This window comes from Iodobacter ciconiae (assembly GCF_003952345.1).
GTDB lineage: Bacteria > Pseudomonadota > Gammaproteobacteria > Burkholderiales > Chitinibacteraceae > Iodobacter > Iodobacter ciconiae.
Window position 1 is genome coordinate 1,504,747 of record NZ_CP034433.1, and the last position, 19,608, is coordinate 1,524,354.

General features: G+C 47.7%; 15 protein-coding genes. 2 read left to right on the top strand and 13 right to left on the bottom strand.

Features of this window, described 5'->3' with window-relative positions; all coding sequences use genetic code 11:
- Positions 1–24: 24 nt before the first annotated feature.
- The gene (dnaE, locus tag EJO50_RS06580; RefSeq protein ID WP_125972599.1) at positions 25–3,462 is read right to left on the bottom strand and encodes a DNA polymerase III subunit alpha; all 3,438 of its coding nucleotides are present in this window, start codon (positions 3,460–3,462) and stop codon (positions 25–27) included.
- Between the two features lie 166 nt (positions 3,463–3,628).
- Here dnaE and EJO50_RS06585 point away from each other — a divergent pair, with 166 nt between their 5' ends.
- Together EJO50_RS06585 and EJO50_RS06590 are read left to right on the top strand one after the other, a co-directional pair.
- Positions 3,629–3,811 (top strand): putative motility protein, encoded by a 183-nt coding sequence (locus EJO50_RS06585; protein ID WP_125972601.1) that lies wholly within the window; start codon positions 3,629–3,631, stop codon positions 3,809–3,811.
- 117 nt (positions 3,812–3,928) lie between these two features.
- The gene (locus EJO50_RS06590) at positions 3,929–4,510 is read left to right on the top strand and encodes a phasin family protein (RefSeq protein WP_125972603.1); all 582 of its coding nucleotides are present in this window, start codon (positions 3,929–3,931) and stop codon (positions 4,508–4,510) included.
- 69 nt (positions 4,511–4,579) lie between these two features.
- Here the strand turns inward: EJO50_RS06590 and EJO50_RS06595 are convergent, their stop codons facing one another.
- From EJO50_RS06595 to EJO50_RS06650, 12 genes are all read right to left on the bottom strand, one after another.
- Positions 4,580–4,864 (bottom strand): RepB family protein, encoded by a 285-nt coding sequence (locus EJO50_RS06595; RefSeq protein WP_125972605.1) that lies wholly within the window; start codon positions 4,862–4,864, stop codon positions 4,580–4,582.
- 345 nt (positions 4,865–5,209) lie between these two features.
- Positions 5,210–7,831 carry a bifunctional acetaldehyde-CoA/alcohol dehydrogenase gene (gene adhE / locus EJO50_RS06600; protein ID WP_125972607.1) on the bottom strand — a complete coding sequence of 874 codons (2,622 nt, stop codon included), beginning with the start codon at positions 7,829–7,831 and terminating at the stop codon, positions 5,210–5,212.
- Positions 7,832–8,102: 271 nt separating this feature from the next.
- Positions 8,103–8,750, bottom strand: coding sequence for a DUF3047 domain-containing protein (locus EJO50_RS06605; protein WP_125972609.1), 648 nt, complete (start codon positions 8,748–8,750; stop codon positions 8,103–8,105).
- 5 nt (positions 8,751–8,755) lie between these two features.
- Entirely contained in the window at positions 8,756–9,370 is a 615-nt protein-coding gene (locus tag EJO50_RS06610) for a CDP-alcohol phosphatidyltransferase family protein (protein ID WP_125972611.1), read from the bottom strand.
- Positions 9,363–10,004, bottom strand: a complete 642-nt coding sequence (locus EJO50_RS06615; protein ID WP_125972613.1) for an ATP-binding cassette domain-containing protein — start codon at positions 10,002–10,004, stop codon at positions 9,363–9,365. The genes EJO50_RS06610 and EJO50_RS06615 overlap by 8 nt, the downstream gene beginning before the upstream one ends.
- Before the next feature lies 1 nt (position 10,005).
- The gene (locus tag EJO50_RS06620) at positions 10,006–11,643 is read right to left on the bottom strand and encodes an ABC transporter permease (RefSeq protein WP_125972615.1); all 1,638 of its coding nucleotides are present in this window, start codon (positions 11,641–11,643) and stop codon (positions 10,006–10,008) included.
- Positions 11,644–12,819, bottom strand: a complete 1,176-nt coding sequence (locus EJO50_RS06625; RefSeq protein WP_125972617.1) for an ABC transporter substrate-binding protein — start codon at positions 12,817–12,819, stop codon at positions 11,644–11,646.
- Between the two features lie 48 nt (positions 12,820–12,867).
- Complete coding sequence (locus EJO50_RS06630; protein ID WP_125972619.1) at positions 12,868–15,018, bottom strand: dihydrolipoyl dehydrogenase family protein; 2,151 nt, start codon at positions 15,016–15,018, stop codon at positions 12,868–12,870.
- Positions 15,019–15,172: 154 nt separating this feature from the next.
- Complete coding sequence (locus EJO50_RS06635) at positions 15,173–16,273, bottom strand: FAD-dependent oxidoreductase (protein ID WP_125972621.1); 1,101 nt, start codon at positions 16,271–16,273, stop codon at positions 15,173–15,175.
- A gap of 187 nt (positions 16,274–16,460) precedes the next feature.
- Positions 16,461–18,356: an ATP-binding cassette domain-containing protein gene (locus EJO50_RS06640; protein WP_125972623.1), complete on the bottom strand. Its 1,896-nt coding sequence runs from the start codon at positions 18,354–18,356 to the stop codon at positions 16,461–16,463.
- A gap of 154 nt (positions 18,357–18,510) precedes the next feature.
- Entirely contained in the window at positions 18,511–19,050 is a 540-nt protein-coding gene (aroQ, locus tag EJO50_RS06645; RefSeq protein WP_125972625.1) for a gamma subclass chorismate mutase AroQ, read from the bottom strand.
- 79 nt (positions 19,051–19,129) lie between these two features.
- Positions 19,130–19,594, bottom strand: a complete 465-nt coding sequence (locus EJO50_RS06650; RefSeq protein WP_125972627.1) for a GyrI-like domain-containing protein — start codon at positions 19,592–19,594, stop codon at positions 19,130–19,132.
- Positions 19,595–19,608 lie beyond the last annotated feature (14 nt).

The window sequence follows — 19,608 nt, forward strand, 5'->3', positions numbered from 1 at the left end:
TTTCAGTAGTTGTTAAAAACTTAACTAAAACTTAACTGAAACACATTCGCTTCCTAACCAGTTTTTTAGTTCCGCCAGTAGCTCATCATGTAATGTAATTCTCCAGCTTTCGCCTAAAGAAAGAGTGCATACTGCATCGGCATTTTGATACTCAACCTCAATTGGACATTCACCGCCCCGGTGAGGTAAAAGTAAGCTTTTTAGTCTCTGGGTATCCATTCCTTGGCGCATGCTTAAAGTCATACTGCGGGCAAAACGGCTGCGTGCTTCAGCGACATCATAGATGGTATCTGCAATAATTCGTAAGCCACCTGAAAATCTATCTTCAGAAATCTTGCCCTCAATCACCAAAAGTATGTCTTCTTTGATTTTGTTCCGATTGGCTTCAAATACTTCAGAATAGACTGTTACATCCCGGCGTGATTTGCCATCATCCAGTGTCACAAAGGCCATACGGCCCCGGTCTCCGTTTTTGATCCGTAAGCCGCTCACGATACCGGCAATCATTTGTGGAGTACGACTAGGCTCCAGCCGCTCCAGGGAAGATTTAATAAACTGACGAATTCCCTTGGCATGGGCATCGAACGGGTGGCCGGAAATATAAAAACCCACCGCATTTTTTTCTTCGGCCAGCTTAACCCGCTCATCCCACTCAGGCACTTCAATGATAGCGACTTGCGGAACATCAACCGCTTCCAGCATATCAAACAGGCTGGATTGATTTTTATTAGCCGCCTCACTTTCTGCCAGTGCCATCGCTTGTTCAACATTGGCTAAAAGCCGCGCACGGTGAGAGTCCAGCTGATCAAAAGCACCTGCACGAATCAAAGCTTCCAATGTGCGTTTATTAACTTCACGTTTTTCAGTTCGGCGGCAAAAATCGTATAAATCGGTGAAAGGGCCGTTTGTTTCACGTTCGCGAACAATCATTTGTACCGCAGATTCACCGACACCTTTAATTGCGCCCAAGGCGTAACGGATTTCCTTACGGGAAACCGGTACAAATCTGTAAAAGCTTTGGTTTACATCAGGCGGCAATAAAATAAGTTTATTTGTTTCAACGCTATCGTCATAAAAAACTTTTAGCTGATCGGTGTTATCGAGCTCCGAGCTCATCGTGGCCGCCATAAAAGCAGCACAATGGTGCGCTTTCAGCCAGGCCGTGTGATAGGAAACAACTGCGTAGGCCGCCGTATGTGATTTATTAAAACCATATTCGGCAAATTTGGCCATCAGGTCAAAAAGTTGCTCGGCAAGCTTCGGATCGTAGCCTTTAAGTGCAGCGCCCTGGGCGATTTTTTCCCGGTGCTCGGCCATTTCCTCTGGTTTTTTCTTACCCATGGCGCGGCGCAGCATATCCGCACCACCTAGTGTATAGCCACCGATAATCTGGGAAATCTGCATCACCTGCTCCTGATATACGATCACCCCATAGGTGGGATCGAGGCAGGCGGTCAGGTCTGGGTGAAAATAATCGACTTCTTCCAGTTTATTTTTACGATTAATAAAGGTGTCCACCATCCCGGACCCCAGTGGCCCTGGGCGGTAAAGCGCTAAGACCGCAATAATATCTTCAAAGCGATCGGGCTTTAGTTTGGCCAGCAGTCGCTTCATTCCATCCGATTCCACCTGAAATACGGCGGTGGTATTGGCATCTCGGAATACTTTATAAGCTGCCTGATCTTCAAAGCCCAGTAACATCAAATCGGGTGCGCTGCCTTCCATGTCGTGGATATAGCTTAGCGCCAGCTCGATAATGGTTAAGTTGCGCAGCCCTAAAAAATCGAACTTAACCAGGCCAATTTTTTCAACGTCATCCTTATCCAGCATGGAAACGGGCGAGGAGTCTGCACCAGAAGCTAGATAAATAGGGCAAAAATCCGTGATTTTGCCAGGTGCAATCAAAACGCCGCCGGCGTGCATACCGATATTACGCGTCAGACCTTCCAGCTTTTTAGCCAGCACCCACAGCTCTTTAACCTCGTCTTCGGTTTCAACCCGCTGTTTTAAAATGGGTTCCATTTCCAGTGCATCGTCCAGGCTGTACTGCTTGCCTGGTGCAGCGGGAATGAGTTTGGATAGGCCATCACAAAACATGTACGGCAAGTCAAGCACGCGGCCTACATCACGCACCACCGCTTTGGCTGCCATCGTGCCGAAAGTGGCAATCTGGCTGACGGCTTCTGCGCCATATTTTTCACGCACATACTCGATCACGCGCCAGCGGTTTTCCTGGCAAAAATCGATATCAAAGTCGGGCATGGAGACGCGTTCTGGGTTTAGAAAGCGCTCAAACAGCAGTGCATAGGCTGTTGGATCTATATCGGTAATGCCAAGGCTATACGCCACCAGCGAGCCTGCACCCGAGCCGCGGCCCGGCCCTACAGGACAGCCATTATGCTTTGCCCAGATAATAAAGTCGGCAACAATCAGGAAATACCCGGGAAAGCCCATTTGCACAATGGTGTCGGTTTCAAATTTGAGGCGGTCCAAATAACGCGGGCGCTCTGCATCACGCTTGGCTTCATCTGGATAAAGCAGCTGCAAGCGGGTTTCCAGGCCACGTTTGGCCTCAAAAACCAGGAAATCATCAAGCGTCATGCCATCGGGCGTAGGAAAATCAGGTAAATAGTTTTTACCAAGCGTCACAGATAGATTGCATCGCTCGGCAATAGCAACACTATTGGCAAGCGCTTCGGGTACGTCGGCAAATAGTTTTGCCATCTCGCTGGCAGATTTAAAATATTGCTCTTCGGTAAACAGGCGAGGACGGCGTTTATCCGAAACCATCGTGCCTTCTGCAATACAAACGCGTGCCTCATGCGCCTTGTAATCATCCCTGTCCATAAACTGCACCGGGTGCGTTGCCACGACGGGCAAATCAAGATCGGAAGCTAAATCAAGATGGCCTTGTACGCTGGGCTCGCAAGTAGGAAAACCCGTGCGTTGCAGCTCCAGGTAAAAACGATCGGGAAAAGTATCAGCCCACCAGCGGGTTGCGGCTAAAGCTGCATCATATTGCCCGCCAATGAGTAGCTGGCCAATTTCACCCAGTCCTGCACCAGACAGGCAAATAAGTTCGCTATTGTTTCCTTCGGTAAGCCATTCTTTTTTTAGCTCAGCCCGGCCACGGTACTGGTTATTGCGAAAAGCATTTGATAATAGATCGCATAGCCGTCCATAACCGGCCCGGCTTTTGCAAATAAGTAAAATACGGAAAGGGATATCTCTGTCTTCCGGGTTTTCAACCCAGGCATCAATACCAACAATAGGCTTGATTCCCGCTTCGCGGCAGGCTTTGTAGTGTTTTACCATTCCAAAGAGATTCATTAAATCCGAAACACCAAGCGCAGGCATGCCGCCGGATTTTGCGGCTTTGACGGCATCATCCAGACGAACAATGCCGTCGGTGACTGAAAACTCGGAATGGAGGCGTAAATGGATAAAGGAGGGCGAATTCATTGCGGCATTTTATCACTCATCACACTTTGAGCTACAGGAAACATCACGCAGATTATTTCTATACAGCGCGCTGTTGTGCCTGATGCTAGAATGAAGCTAGTGTTTGACTCTGCGCCAGACTGGTAAAAGTAGTCAGAGCATATAACTTCTTGCTGTGAGGTGATGTATGGATGTTTTGGCAATTAATGCGACGGGAGGGGCGGGCGTGCAAAGTGCCGCAGCGCTGTTGATGGCTAAGAAATCAATGGACATGCAGGCCAAATCAGCACTGAGCCTGCTTGAAGCAGTGCCCGCGCCCAAATATAACAATCCGGCAGGCCTTGGAAGTGTTGTAGACACAAGGGCTTAAGGTAGGTTTAACAATGGAAAAAAATATTTTGCTGCACTGCACAAAATAATTTGACTCACGGGAAGCATGCGTTCATAATGAATTACATTGTTGCACTGCACAACCGGAGAAATTACTATGTTTAACGACCAGTTCAAAGATCTGTTTAAAGCCCCACAATTTAACCCTAAGCAATTTGCTGATTTTGGTCAGGCTCACCTGGAAAAATCCCTGCGCCTGACAAACATTGCACTAAGTAGCGTAGAGCGTTTGGTGAATCTACAAATTGGCATTACACGCGATTTAATTGCTGAAAATGCAGAAACAACAAAAACATTAGCCGGTGTTAAAGATGTTCAGGGCCTGGTTGCATTTCAGCGCCAGCTGGCACAGCCCTCGGTAGAAAAAAGCCTTACCGTTGCGCGTAATGTATTTGATGCGGCCAGTGCAACTCAGCAAGAATTAAACAGCCTGATCGAAGAGCAAGTACTGGAATTTAACAAAAACTTGTTGGCCACTTTAGAAAAAGCAACTGAAAACGCACCGGCAGGTTCAGGTGTTGCCGTGAATGCAATGCGTAATGTTGTTGAAACTGCAAGTCACACTTATGATGCAGTATCTAAAACAAGCCAAAAAATTGCTTCCGAATTAGTAAACGCAACAGTAAATGCAGCTGAAGCGGGCGTAAAAGTAGTTGCAGCTAAAAAAGCATCTGCATAAAAGGTTATGTTTTTTATGAAAAAAGACACCGAGTGGTGTCTTTTTTTTATTCCAGGTCATCATTAATACTCAAAGCTGTTCAATAAGGCGATCCAGTAATTGGCCCATTGTTAGGCCTTCTTCGGTTGCCAGGCGCTTTAGCTTTTCGCGTGTCGCAATATCTACCATTGCATTAAACTGTACAGGTGTCGTTAAACTCATATTTTTCAAGCCCGCTTGGAAACGAGCTTTTCTGCTGGCCCTCTGGCGCTCGGCCGCCGTCATGGCACGCTCCCCGAGGGGAGGGCGGCCACGCCTTTTTGCCGTAGGCATGCCAGGCAATTCAGCCGTTTTAGTATCTTCAATCTGACGCATATTACTTTATGATCATTTAAGGCGGACGCCATTTTAGTGACTGAATGTATCTACTGTCACGTTTTGAATGTGTAAGCTTTTACCCTGACCTATGGATTGACAAGCACAAAGGCCAATAGAACAAAGACCTGGCGAATTATTTGCCCGTGGTGAAATATACGACAACACTAAAAACGTTTGGGTAAAACAAGCAGAGTCATGATAACAACCTGCCGGTTTTATAGTAAACGTAACCCTAATTAAGCAAATTAAATTAAGTATTCTGAATATCTGCGTGACGAGTCGTGATGTACAAAAAAACAAACCCCGCAAAAAAGGCGGGGCTTGTTTTTAAAGAAAATACGCTTATTTAGTTTCTTCGCGTAGATGCTTCTCTACGAAGGCATTGCCGTAGTAGCTGTCAAGCAGAAGCTGTTTTAGCTCTGAAATCAATGGGTAGCGCGGGTTAGCGCCAGTGCACTGATCATCAAATGCCTCTTCGGCCAGCTGATCCACTTTAGACAGGAACAGCGCTTCAGGAACACCTGCTTCCTTGATTGAGGCAGGGATCTGGATGGTTGCTTTCAGCTCTTCAACCCAGGCAATCAAATTAGCCACTTTTTGCTCATCATTCTTGCCGCCAAGATCAAGGTGCTCGGCAATATCTGCATAACGGCAACGTGCTTGTGGGCGATCGTATTGGCTAAATGCAGTTTGCTTGGTTGGAATATCTGCCGAATTGAAACGAATTACGTTAGAAATCAATAAAGCATTAGCCAGACCGTGAGCAAGGTGGAACTCCGCACCCAGCTTGTGCGCCATGGAGTGACAAACTCCCAGGAATGCATTGGCAAACGCGATACCCGCGATGGTTGACGCATTGTGTACCAGTTCGCGCGCTTTTGGATCTTTTGCGCCGTTCAAGTAAGACGATGGCAGGTTTTCTTTCAGTAGCTTCAGCGATTGCAATGCTTGCGGATCAGAATACTCATTGGCCAATACGGACACATAAGCTTCCAAAGCGTGCGTTACTGCGTCAATACCACCAAAAGCAGTCAGGCTTTTGGGCATATTCATCACTAAATCGGCATCAATAATCGCCATATTCGGAGTGAGTTCGTAATCAGCGATTGGATACTTCATACCGGTTTTTTCGTCTGTCACCACTGCAAATGGCGTAACTTCAGAACCTGTACCTGATGTAGTTGGAATCGCAACCAATTCAGCCTTAATACCCATCTTAGGGAACTTGTAAATGCGCTTAGTGATATCCATAAAGCGTAATGCAAGATCTTCGAAGTGAACTTCCGGGTGCTCGTACATTACCCACATAATCTTGGCAGCATCCATTGGCGAGCCGCCACCCAGTGCAATAATTACATCAGGCTTAAATAGATTCAGCGCATGCACACCTTTACGTACGACTTCCAGTGTCGGATCTGCTTCTACTTCGTGGAACACTTCAACTTCCATGCCCATCTGCTTCAGTACTTTGATGGTTTCATCGCTGTAGCCGTTAGCAAACAAATAAGGGCCGGTGACGATAGTAGCGCGCTTTTTGCCAGCAAGATCAGCCAGTGCAAACGGCAGGCAGCCACGGCGGAAATAAATGTTTTTAGGGAGTTTGTGCCACAACATATTTTCGGCCCGTTTAGCGACAGTTTTGGTGTTGATCAGGTGTTTTGGACCTACATTTTCAGAGATAGAATTACCACCCCATGAACCGCAACCCAGTGTCAACGATGGTGCAAGTTTGAAGTTGTACAAGTCACCAATCCCGCCTTGCGAAGCAGGGGAGTTGATCAGGATACGGGCGGTTTTCATCTTGTCGCCAAAATAAGCGATGCGCTCGTGTTGCTGATCCTGATCGGTGTATAGCGCAGAGGTGTGACCAATCCCGCCAAGCGCAACCAGGGCTTCTGCCTTGGTAACCGCATCATAAAAGTCTTTGGCGCGATACATCGCCAGAGTGGGTGAAAGCTTTTCATGTGCAAAGGCTTCTTCTTCGCCGGTTGATGTCACTTCGGCGATCAGAATCTTTGTGTAACTAGGTACTTTAATACCCGCCATCTCGGCAATTTTTACTGCAGCCTGGCCAACTACACCAGCATTCAGATTGCCATCAATCAAGATTACCTTCCGAACAGCATCGGCTTCTTTCTTGCTTAAAATGTGGCCGCCGCTTTGTGCAAAGCGAGCTTTCATTGCTTCATAAATGCTGTCAACAATGATGACGGACTGCTCTGATGCGCAAACCACACCATTATCAAAGGTTTTGGACATTAAAATAGAGGCAACAGCGCGTTTGATATCCGCTGTTTCATCAATAACAACCGGTGTATTACCCGCGCCCACACCAATTGCAGGTTTACCCGAAGAGTAAGCTGCACGAACCATGCCTGGGCCGCCGGTTGCAAGAATAAGGTTAATGTATTTATGTTTCATGAGCTGGTTAGACAGCTCAACAGTAGGCTCATCAATCCAGCCAATAATATCGCGTGGCGCACCAGCAGCAACGGCAGCATCCAGCACAATGCGCGCAGCTTCACAGGTTGATCCTTTTGCTCGCGGATGCGGGCTAAAGACAATGCCGTTACGTGTTTTAAGTGCAATCAACGCTTTGAAAATGGCGGTAGAAGTAGGGTTGGTTGTTGGCACAATCCCGCAAATAATCCCGATCGGCTCTGCAATCGTGATAATGCCGTAAGCGTCATCCTGAGACAGAATGCCGCAGGTTTTTTCGTCTTTGTAGGCGTTATAAATGTATTCAGAAGCAAAGTGATTTTTGATTACTTTATCTTCAAGCACACCCATGCCGGTTTCGGCAACGGCTTGTTTGGCTAATGGCAAACGTGCATCTGCTGCAGCCAGTGCAGCTGCACGGAAAATTTTATCAACTTGCTCTTGTGAATACGTTGCAAAAAGCTGTTGCGCTTTTTTAACCCGCTCCATCAGTGCATCGAGTTCTTGAATGTTAGAAACAGTCATTTTCATCTCCAAAGAAACTTTATAAACGGCTTAGAAATCCTAGCTAGCTGGGACCTGCGAACTTGTTGCTGGTTCACGCGGTGTAAAGTGAATACCTGCAGAATATACTGAGTAGCCTAATACTACTTGATAAATATCAAATTGCGCCTGATCATTTTACTTCTATTCGCATAATGTATATTATGTAAAGTTAAAAACATACAGAGTGTTAAAGAAATTAGGCTTGGGGTTGTGAAACACCCCAAGCAGCCTATCAAACAGTCATGGCTCTTTAATCTGCTGTAAACCAAATATCTCCAAAGTATGCACGGCCAGTTTGTTGGCTGTTATCTCCATCACTCATCAGGGCAACGGCATCAATGTGCGTAAAATCCTCACCGAAAGCTTGGCGCAAATCGGCTTTAACATTGCGTTTGTAGCTGCGCCATTGTTGGATGTTTTTATTGCCGCTTTCGACAGCAATTAATGCTGCTTGAGTAGTAAAAGCATTGGGCCATAAGCTGCCAACTGATTGCTGGCTAGCCCAAACGTAGTTAACTGTTTTGGATGAAATGCCGAATAAACCTCGCTCGACAACAACATAGAGGCGCGCAGGATAATCATCGCCAGATTTTGTCTTTTCGTTCAGCCCAAGCCATGTCTGATCAACTTTCCAGCGCCAATTGAGATAGGGAGTACGATTTAGGTCGATTTTTATTTTTTTGAATTTTCCTGACGCCCCTCCCGATATGGTTGCAGCCAAGACTTGTGCGCTGCCTTCTGGTTGTAGTTTGTAATGCGTAGTTCCTTTAAATGTTTTCTCTTCCCAGCCGCCAAGTTGCCCTTGGGAAAATAGCCCAACCGCAGTTGTCTCGGCCTTAACTAGGTGTGTACTTATCAAAAAGCTGATGCTCAGCAGGTAAGATATAAGTGGTTTCATGGCAATTATCCCTGTTCAGTGAATATTTGATATGCAGCAAAAATGCGCGTCACTGTGGTGATTGCGCACAGCGTGGCAAAACCATACGCCAGCACTGAGAACCAATGCGGCATTAGACACATCAGCATAAATACACAAATGGTCTCGGTTGCCTCAGTTAAGCCGCCCAGGTAGTAAAAGCCTTTTCGCGGGTAAATGTCACTAGATAAACCGCGTTTTGCCGCCAAAATAGCAAAGGCTAAAAAGCTACAGCCTGTACCAATAAAGCTGTAAATCAAGACGGCTGCGGCAAGGGCGTTTTCGGCCGGATTGGCCAAGGCAAAAGCCAATGGGACTGCGGAGTAAAATAGAAAATCGAGTGTGATGTCTAAAAAAGCCCCGCGATCGGTTGGCTGACTTTGCCTTGCCATAGCCCCGTCGAGGCCATCGGCGAGCCGGTTAAATAAAATTAATGCAAGTGCCCATTCCATCTGCCCCCAAATAATCATCGGCACACTGCATAAGCCCAGAATAAATCCGATCCAGCTAATGTGGTTAGCCCGCAGCCCGAGTGCGAGTAAACGGCATGCGGCGTTTTTAACCGGCGGAGCGATGGCTTCCAGTATTTTTCGATCAAGCATACTGAAAATCCTCGATCTTAAGTACCCTGCCTTGCGCTGGGATATCGGCCATATCATGGGTAACCAAAAGAGTTGGAATAGCCAATTGTTTGACGCGTTCAAAGACGAAAGCACGAAATTGCTCGCGTAATACAGCGTCGAGTTTAGCAAACGGCTCATCCAGCAAGAGTGCCTGAGGTTTTGCCAGTAATGCACGCAAAACACTTATCCGCGCACGCTGCCCTCCAGAAAGCGACGCCGGGTCGCGATCATAAAAACCGGTTAAACCAATCTGCGTCAGATGCGTTTCAATGCTTTGGCGGCGCAGAGCTCTGCCTTTTATATCATTTGCCAGAGCAAATGCCAGGTTTTGCCCGACGCTTAAATGGGCAAACAAAAGGTCGTCCTGAAATAAAATACCAATGCGGCGCAACTCGGTCGGGCTTTGATCAATGCGATTTGCATTGAGAATTAACTCACCTTCTGCATGAAAAACCGGGTCCAGCGCGCCAATGATCCAATGCAATACCGTTGATTTTCCGGAACCAGAAGCGCCCATCAGGGTTAAAATTTCACCAGGCGCAATCTGTGCATCCAGTTTTCTTATCAGGCACTGGTCAATATACTTAATGCTTAGTGATTTTATTTCCAACACTTTAACGTAATCCTCTGCGGTGTTTTGCTCGCCAATTGCTTACCATTGCAGCTAATCCGAAAGCCAGAAAAGGTAATACCATCAGTAAAACGGACTGAATAGCCATCGTTCGACGATTACCGCTGCTGCTGAGCGCGATTGCTTCGGTAGTTACGGTGCTATATCGCCCTGCCCCCGCAAATAATGTTGGCAGATACTGCGCAATACTGACTGTAAAACCCAAGGCGGTAGCCGCCAGAATGGGGCGCATTAGTAAAGGCCACTTTATATACAGGCATGTTTTCCAGCGTGAGTAACCCAATGCTTGTGCAGTTAGCATCAGTCGTGGATCGAATTGCCGATAAGCGCCGGCCAGACTCAGTAAGATATAGGGCAAAACCCAGAGCAGATGGCTCCAAATCAAGCCAATGGCGGTGCCATCCAAATGTAAATGCAGCAGTGTAAAATACTGCGCCGCTGCCAGTGGGATGACAGGGAAAATCAGCGGAGCATAGAGCCATGCATTGCTGTGCCTGGGCCCCCATTCCAGCCAGATTAAAACCATTACTAAGGCCAGAAAACTTGATGACAGACCCAGCCAGAGTGAGGTTTTAAAAGGGATAAAGTCAGCGCTCATCCAGGCCTCAATACTGAGTGCATCAGGCCATAAAGAAGGGAAAAACCAGCTTTGCGCCAAGGACCAGATAAAAATAAGACCCATCAGCCCGAAGCTCATCCATACACTTAAGCGATAAAGCCGCGACATTACTGATATGCGATTGGGCTGGCGAATACCAGTAAAATTGAGCGCAAAGCGCTGGTAAAGCCACCAGCTGACACGCAGTAATATACCTAAAGCCAATAGGGTTATCAGCAGGATCACGGAGGCAATATTGCCTTGAGCCTGTAGCTGCGGATCAGTATCGGAGAGCCATTGCCACGTCAGTACAGCAAAGGTTGGCGGAGTGCCTGGCCCTAAAATCAGCGCCATATCAACGACAGACAGACTGTAGGCCAGCACCGCCATAAAGGGCCATATCATTCGGGGCCCTATCTGCGGCAAAATAATGCTGCGCCAGATCTGTTGCCGCTGATACCCCATGCTACGCGCTACGGTGATTTGCTGGGCGATGTACCGCTCGCCTAATAAATTCATGATCACCCACAGCAGAAAAAAGCTCTCTTTGATCGCCAGGGCAATGCCCAGGCTGATCCCATAAGGGTCTTGTACAGTCAGCCAATTAGGGGGGGTATTCCATCCCGCCAAGGGTGTAATGGCACGGGCCAGCCAGCCCGCTGGTGCAAATAAAAAAGCGAAGCCTATTGCAAACGCAGCATGAGGCATCGCCAGCAAGACAGGTAGCCGCTTTACAGTGGCTTGCCATGCTTTTAGCGGATATTGCTCTGTGGAGATTGACAGAGCTAGCCCTAACGCCAATACCCCACTCATTATTGTGGAGGTCAGCGTTGCAATCAGGGCTGACTTCGTTTGTGAGTCTTGCCAAATGGCCAGCCAATGGCTTGCCTGGACAAAATCAACCCCTATCCGGTACAGGCCTGGCATAAGAGGCAAGAAAACCATACTGATTAAGCCAAGGGCGAGCCAGAAGCTGCCCTTACTTACCAATCTCACCGGCTTACAAGGCGAGAGAGTGTTCACTTATTTTGCACCATAACGCTTAAGCCATTCGGCCTCAATTGCTGCAACCCAGCTTGAATGCGGCTCGGCAAGCGTAGGCACTTTTTCGGCTAGTGCGCCCGGTGCTGTCATCTGCATGGACTGGCGGTATTGAGCCGGAATCTTATCGATGGCCAATACGCTTGGATCGCCCCAGATCTTTAAATCTGCTTTTTTTGCTTGCGCTTCGGGAGAAAGCAGAAAGTTGGCAAATACCTGAGCGCCCGCTTTGGATTTTGCATTGCTTGGAATAGCTAGAAAATGAACGTTGCCAATCGTGCCTTTGCTAAAGCCAAAGCTATATGCTGTTTTGGGTAGTTGTTGAGTTGCAATCAGATTGGCCGCCTCATTAGGATTAAAGGTCAGCGAGAGCTTTAGCTCGCCATCGGCCAGCATACGGTTCATGTCTGCCGCACTTTTGGGGAAGCTATTACCTTTGCGCCAAAGTGCCGGATGCAGTTGATCTAAATACGCCCAGAGTGACGCAGTGGCTTTAGTCATTGATTCTGAATTAACAGGCTGCTGTAGTATTTTCGTGTCGGGGTTCAGCTCAAGTAGCAATTGCTTGATAAAGGTTGTGCCGTGAAAGTCTGGTGGTTTTGGATAACTGACCTGGCCCACATTGGCTTTGGCAAAAGCCAGCAAAGCTTGCGCTGAGCGTGGAGGATTTTTGACGGTGACTTGGTTGGCAATAAAAGTGAGCTGCGCGGTTCCCCATGGCATTTCAAGCCCATCGGTGGGCTCTGAGAAATCGACTTGTACTGGTTTTTTTAGGTCAACATAGCTCCAGTTGGGCAGGCTTTCTGCCCATGGACCATATAGTAATTTTCCTTGCTTGAGTGCTTTGAAATTTTCTCCATTCACCCAGAGAAAATCCACCGAGCCGTCCGCAATACGCCCCGCTTCTACTTCGGTTTTAATCCGCTTAACAACATCCGCAGCATCTGTCACTTTGACATGTTTGACTGTCACACCATATTTTTGCTTGGCTTGCTTTGCGGCCCAATCAATGTAGGCATTAATATTTTCCCCACCACCCCAGGCATTAAAATATACAGTCTGGCCCCTGGCCTCGGCTTCGACCTTATTCCAATGGGTGTTGGCCATCGCGGCGGAGCTAAGACTCAGTGCGAATAAAACCGGTAAAATTTTTATCATTTTTGAATTAACCCTGTAATTTGAAATCAGCACACAGCCTCCTGTGTATTAGCCACGGGCCCAGCGATGATACTTTTCAGCCCATTGCAGAAGCTTCGCTGGCGCATGGGCGCGCTTCCATTCCCCGGCAACATATTTGTTTGCTTCTGCCATCGTTGGATAAGTGTGGATAGTGCCCAGAATTTTATTCAGCCCCAGCCCATGCTTCATGGCTAGTACATATTCGGCTAATAATTCCCCCGCGTGAGCGCCGACGATAGTAACGCCTAAAATCTTATCTTTACCCGGCACGGTCAATACCTTGATAAAGCCCTGTGCTGCACCATCGGCAATAGCACGGTCAAGGTCATCTATATCAAAACGCGTCACTTCATAGGCAATGCCGCCAGCCTTGGCGTCCTGCTCCGACAAACCTACCCGCGCTACCTCGGGATCAATAAAGGTGCACCATGGAATCACAGAGTAATCCACTTTAAAGCGTTTAAATTCCCCAAATAGCGCATTGACGCTGGCATACCATGCCTGATGTGCAGCGGTATGGGTAAATTGATACGGCCCTGCTACATCACCTGCGGCATAGATATTCGGGTAAAGGGTTTGCAGATAATCATTGGTGATCACGGTTCGTGTCGTTTCAACGCCTAGCTGCTCCAGTCCATAACCCGAAAGCCGCGCTTTACGGCCAACAGCACAAACCAGAGCATCAAACGCAATTGATTGCTCTCCATTTGGTGTTTTGACCATCAGCCATTTTTGACCATCTTTCACTTCACAGCGAAGGGCTATATGCCCGGTTAACACCTGCACACCGCTTTTGCTCAGCTGGGTCTGAGCAAATTCAGAAACTTCGGTGTCCTCACGTGGCATAAGGCGGTTGCCCCGTTCTATTTGGTAAACCTGAGCGCCCAGACGGGCAAAGCTTTGCGCCAGCTCGCAGCCTATCGGCCCTCCCCCTAAAATCACCATCCGGCGCGGTATTTCATCCATCCGGGCAAAAGCTTCCCAAAGCGTATCGCTGGTGTAATAACCCGTCTCGTTGATGCCGGGTAAATCCGGCACAATCGGCTCTGCACCTGCAGCGATAATGACGCTTCGCGCTGTTAAGCGTTGTTCGCTGCCATCTTGGTGTTTGACCGATACAGTCCATGGATCGATCAGTGTGGCGTAGCCTTGCAGGACGTCCACGCCCAGTTTGGTGTAGCGCTCGACGCTGTCGTGTGGCTCAACTGCAAGGATCACCGTCTGTACACGCTTCATGACTGCGCGAAAACTAAACGCGCTGGTGCTGTCGTTTAAGCCATGGTGACTGGCATGGCGCATCTGATACGCCAATTTGGCGCTACTAATTAAGGCCTTGCTGGGCACGCAACCATAATTGAGGCAATCCCCCCCCATTTTATGCGCTTCAATCAGGGTGACTTTAGCTTTCACTGCTGCTGCAATATAAGCCGATACCAAGCCCGCCGCACCACCCCCAATGACGATCAGATTGCGATCAAATTGCTTGGGTTTATTCCACTTTTTATAGATTTTACGACGCTGGAAACAGGTAACCACCCATTTGGCCAATAAGGGAAAAACGCCAAGCAGTACAAATGAAAATAATAGCGCAGGCGATAAAATGCCCGATAGTGATTCAATCTTGGCCAGCTGCGTCCCCGCGTTTACATACACCACTGTACCTGCCAGCATCCCGGCCTGGCTTACCCAGTAAAAAGTACGCGTCTTTAATGACGTTAAGCCCATCAATAAATTAATCAAAAAGAAGGGAAAAACAGGCAGCAGCCTGAGGGTAAAAAGATAAAACGCGCCATCCCGCGCTATTCCTGCGTCAATACCGGCTAATTGATTGCCAAAATGCTGCTGCACGCTATTTTGAAAGACATAACGTGAAGTTAAAAATGCCAGCGTTGCACCGATAGACGAGGCAAAAGAGACGATCAGCGTTCCGGTCGTTAAACCAAAAATTGCGCCCGCTGCTAAAGTCATGATCACAGCGCCAGGCAATGATAGTGCTGTTACCAGGATGTAAGCCGCAAAGAAAACCAGCCCAAGCAAGTAAGGAGATTGCTGCTGCCATAGACTCAATTGAGCCTGACTGCTTTTAAGTTGCTCCAGTGTGAGCCATTGCTGCAGGTCAAAGCTAAAAAACAAACCTAGTAACAAGAGCAGTACAATGACTGGTATTTTTTTATTCATGCGTAGCTGGCCTGCAATAATGTATTGAAATGACCATGAGGCAGGAGCTCACCTCACATCTATACCTGTTTTTGGTCGGATAACGATTGTTTTTATTACAGTGCATGCGTAAATTTTGTTTGGTGTAAGCTTTAGCATCAAAATTAACTGACCATTAATTACGGCATTTTTTGATAAAATTAAGATCTATCCAGCGTTTCCAGAGCCAGACCCAATAGCCATCCGCACTGAAGTTGCCCCATGACGCAATTGCATGTTTTGGGCCTGTGGCCAGCAGGTAGAGTGTTGTTCTTTTAGGTGTGTAATGAACCAGCGAAGAGCGCCCTTGCATCATATCAAACAGATTTTTTGCAAGAACAGGCCCTGCCCGGACAGCATGAACCCCTGATTTTTCATGTTCAACGGATCTGGAGCCAACATCCCCTGCGGCAAACACGTTCGGGTGAGAAATACTTTGTTGCGCATCATTAAGAGCAATAAACCCTCGTTTATTGAGTGCAAGCTTGGAACCGGATAAACAAAGCGGCGCACGCACGCCTGGTGCCGCCACAATAAAATCTGCGGCAATACGCACTCCATTGGAGAGTAATAGCCCTCCTTCGATACCTTTAGCAATAGCTTGATGCTGGCGAATTCCATTATTGAGCATGGCCTGCTGCGCTCTGCCCCTTACTGCCTGAGTGAAGCCAGGCAAGATTCCACGGCTTGAACAGATAAAATCAATCTCTAGCGGCAGTTTTAGATTTTGCCTGAAGTATTGCATGGCAAGGGCCAATTCAATACCCGCAGCGCCTCCACCTACAACTGCAATACGTAGTGCCCTGCCCTGCTCCAGCTGATTAACAATTTCACCCCATTTTTGAATAAAATAATCAAGGGGACGAATTGGAATCAATTTATCGGCAGCAAGCGCTAAATGACTAACATCTGATTCACCACCGATATCTATGGACAATAGATCATAGGTCAGCGTCGCTTGGCTGTTTAACGACACATTGCAATGATCCGCATCGATACTTGCCGCTTGATCAATAATAAATTCGACATGGGCAGATTGGCATAAACGCTGTAAATCAATCTGGCAATCGCTAAGGGAGTAATGACCAGCAATCCAGCCAGGCAGCATGCCTGAGTAGGTCTGGTATTTTGATGGGGACAATAGCTGCACTCTCCAACCTTCAGGGGTACCTTTTTGCAGCTGTTTTAGCACAGCAAGATGGGCGTGTCCGCCCCCCAATAAAATTAAGGTTTTCATGCTTATCCAATATATTTAACAAATCCAATGAATCTAATAACTTAGTGCGTGTGTTACAGCACTAAGGTAGGACAGGAGAATCCTTTCACAAATAAAATATATAGCCACTCGTAAAGTTGATAATCCGGGAAACAAACAAAAACACCTGAATCAATGATTGATTCAGGTGTGTGCGGCACATATTTATTTACCGCAAAGTTTCTAATTCATCGGAGATCTCTAACCACAATGCTTCCAGAGGATCTAATTTATTTTTGAGCTCAGTTTCTTGCGCACGTGCTGTTTTTAATTCAGCCGCTCTGGCAGGTAAATACAGGCTTTCTTCAGCCAGTAAAGCCACCACTTTCTGCATTTCTGCCGTAAACACTGCGATGTCTTTTTCAACCTTGGCGAGTTTTTTCTCTACAGGCTTACGCAGTACGGCATTGCGCTGACGTGCGTCGGCCTCCAGCTTTTTCTGTGCCTTACGATCGATAGCGCTGCTTGAATTACGCAATGCGCTGTTTTCTTCACTACGCTTTTGCTGGCTGTATCTGGTGTACTCATCCAGATCGCCATCAAAGGGGCGAACGGTGCCGTCTTCAATCAGCCAGAAATCATCGACTGTGGCGCGCAGTAAGTGCCTGTCGTGCGAGACCACAATGATAGCCCCTTCGAAATCTTGCAGTGCCATGGTTAATGCTTGGCGCATTTCGATATCTAAGTGATTGGTTGGCTCGTCCAGCAGTAACAGATTCGGCTTTTGCCAAATGAGCAGCGCCAGTGCCAGACGTGCTTTTTCACCACCAGAAAATGGCTCGATCTTACTGGTGGCCATGGTGCCGTTAAAATCAAAGCCACCCAAGAAGTTGCGATGTTCTTGCTCGCGCGTTTGCGGATCAATCTTTTGCATATGCCAGAGTGGCGATTCATCCAGACGTAAATGCTCGAGCTGATGCTGGGCAAAGTAACCGATTTTTAAGCCCTTACCCTCTTCGCGCTCACCCAACAGCAGAGGGTTTTCGCCTGCCAAAGCTTTAATAAAGGTCGATTTACCTGCACCATTCACGCCGAGCAAACCAAGGCGTGCTTCGTTTTCAAGGCTTAGTGTCAGATCTTTCAGAATGGGGCGATTAATATCGTAGCCAGCCTGGCCGTTTTCCAGTTTAACTAAAGGATTAGGGCTGTTTTCAGGCTCGCGAAATGCAAACGTAAATGGTGAATCAACATGGGCGGCCGAAATACGCTCCATTTTTTCCAGTGCTTTAACCCGGCTTTGTGCCTGGCGTGCCTTACTTGCTTTGGCTTTAAAGCGGGTAATAAAGGATTCTAAGTGATTAATCGTGCGCTGTTGTTTATCAAAAGCCAGCTGCTGCAGCGATAAACGCTCGGCGCGCTGGTTTTCAAAGTCTTCATAGGTACCGGTGTAAAGCGTCAATGTGCCGCCTTCCACATGCAGAATTTGCTTGATGGTATTGTCAAGAAAATCACGATCGTGCGAAATCACCAGCAGCATGCCTTGGTAAGTTTTGAGCCATTGCTCAAGCCAGACTACGGTTTCCAGATCCAAGTGATTGGTTGGCTCATCCAAAAGCAGCAAGTCTGAGCGGCACATCAAAGCCTGAGCCAGGTTCAGACGCATACGCCAGCCGCCGGAAAAACTGGATACAGAGTTTGAAAGTTCTTCGGTAGAAAAGCCCAGACCTGCCAGTAGTTTTGCGCCGCGTGATGCTGCGGTATAGCCATCAATGGCGTCAAATTCGCCAAGTAGCTCGCCGTGGCGAATGCCATCATCATGCGAAACGTTTTCTAATTCGTGCTCTAAACGGCGTAATTCACGATCGCCATCCAGTACATAATCAAGCGCTGAGCAATCCAGTGCAGGCGTTTCCTGAGCTACGTGGCTGATGGTGATGCGTGGCGGCATTTCGATGTCGCCGCCATCCGGGTGTAATTCGCCGCGCATCAGCGCAAAGAAGCTGGATTTACCTGCACCATTGGCCCCTACTACACCGGTTTTACTGCCGGGTTGCAAGAGAAGGTCTGCAGAATTAAGCAGCACCTTGGTGCCGCGTCTTAGAGTGAGGGATTTAAGTCGTATCATGGGGCAGGATTCTAACAGAGTGACTCACTTTCTTCGCCGCTGTTTGCTAAGTAATTACGTCCTTAATGCCTAGCTGCGAATAATGGCTGCAGGCACGCTCAATTCACATCAAGGTGTCTCCCCTGGCTAAGAATAACTATTTAGCTGCAGGTTTTTAAGGGCATTTTAATATACTGACTGCCGCATCTCTTACCTCTGGATCAAACCGGGAAAGAGCTCCTGCCTGTTGCAACTGGCGTTTTGTCTCTGGCTGGCATAAATTGGCTTGCACCTCTTTTATGGCTATTAGCAGCTGCGGGGTTAAGCTATCTAATATGGGCCGCACATCTTTGGCCAGATCAGGGGCGGGCGAAAATGGTGCCTGTTTTTGTAATTGCCATTTTTGATGAAGCTGACTTTGTATCAGCTTGCCAGCATCAAACTGAGCTTGAAAAAAAGCCGCAGCAAAGCGGGGATCAAGGCCAATTGCCAGTGCTTGTTTTTGTACATCAGCCAGAATAGCCTGCTCACGAACCGGATCATTGATCGCAGCACCAGTGTTCCATTTGCTTTGAGCAACTAAAGGAGCAACATCCAGGCGCTGGGCCATTAAGCCGGTTAAATACCGGATTTGTGCTGTCTGTGTTGGCGCTACAGCGCTGGCCCCAGCGATTAAGCATAAAGACATAAAGAGAAGAGCAAATACTTTACGCATGATTTTTCCTGTCTAAATGAGTCAATCAGGCGGGTGGCAAGTATCTTGCAGCCCAGCCTGATTTTACAGGAATAACACTTTATTCAGCGGCCACCCCAATGTAAACATGCACCTCGCTTGGGCCAAGATAGGATTCAAAATCACTTTGATAGCTGCGTTTGATCTGAGGGTTTTGTTCAAAATAGGTCCAGACATGGCCCCATGCCTGTATCACAGCGCCGGGCATAGGGCCTGCTCCTTCAAAAACCAAATAACTGCCCGGCTCAATAGCGACATGAGTGAAATCGTCACCGGCTTGTCGGACCGATACACCAGCGGTTAAATCGTAAAGTCCATTAGCATCGTTTTCAAACTCTGAATACACACCATAAACAGGTGAGTCAGCAAGGCGATCCGGGATTTTATCAATTAAGTTTTCGGTAAAAAACTGCCCCCAAAGCCTGGCAATTCTGGCCGTTGTGGGGTTGAATTCATCGCTGTTTTTTGTTCTGACCGCAATACCTGCAACTGTAAAGCCACTCACTTCAAGACGTTTTGGATTCATTTTCTGTACTTTGT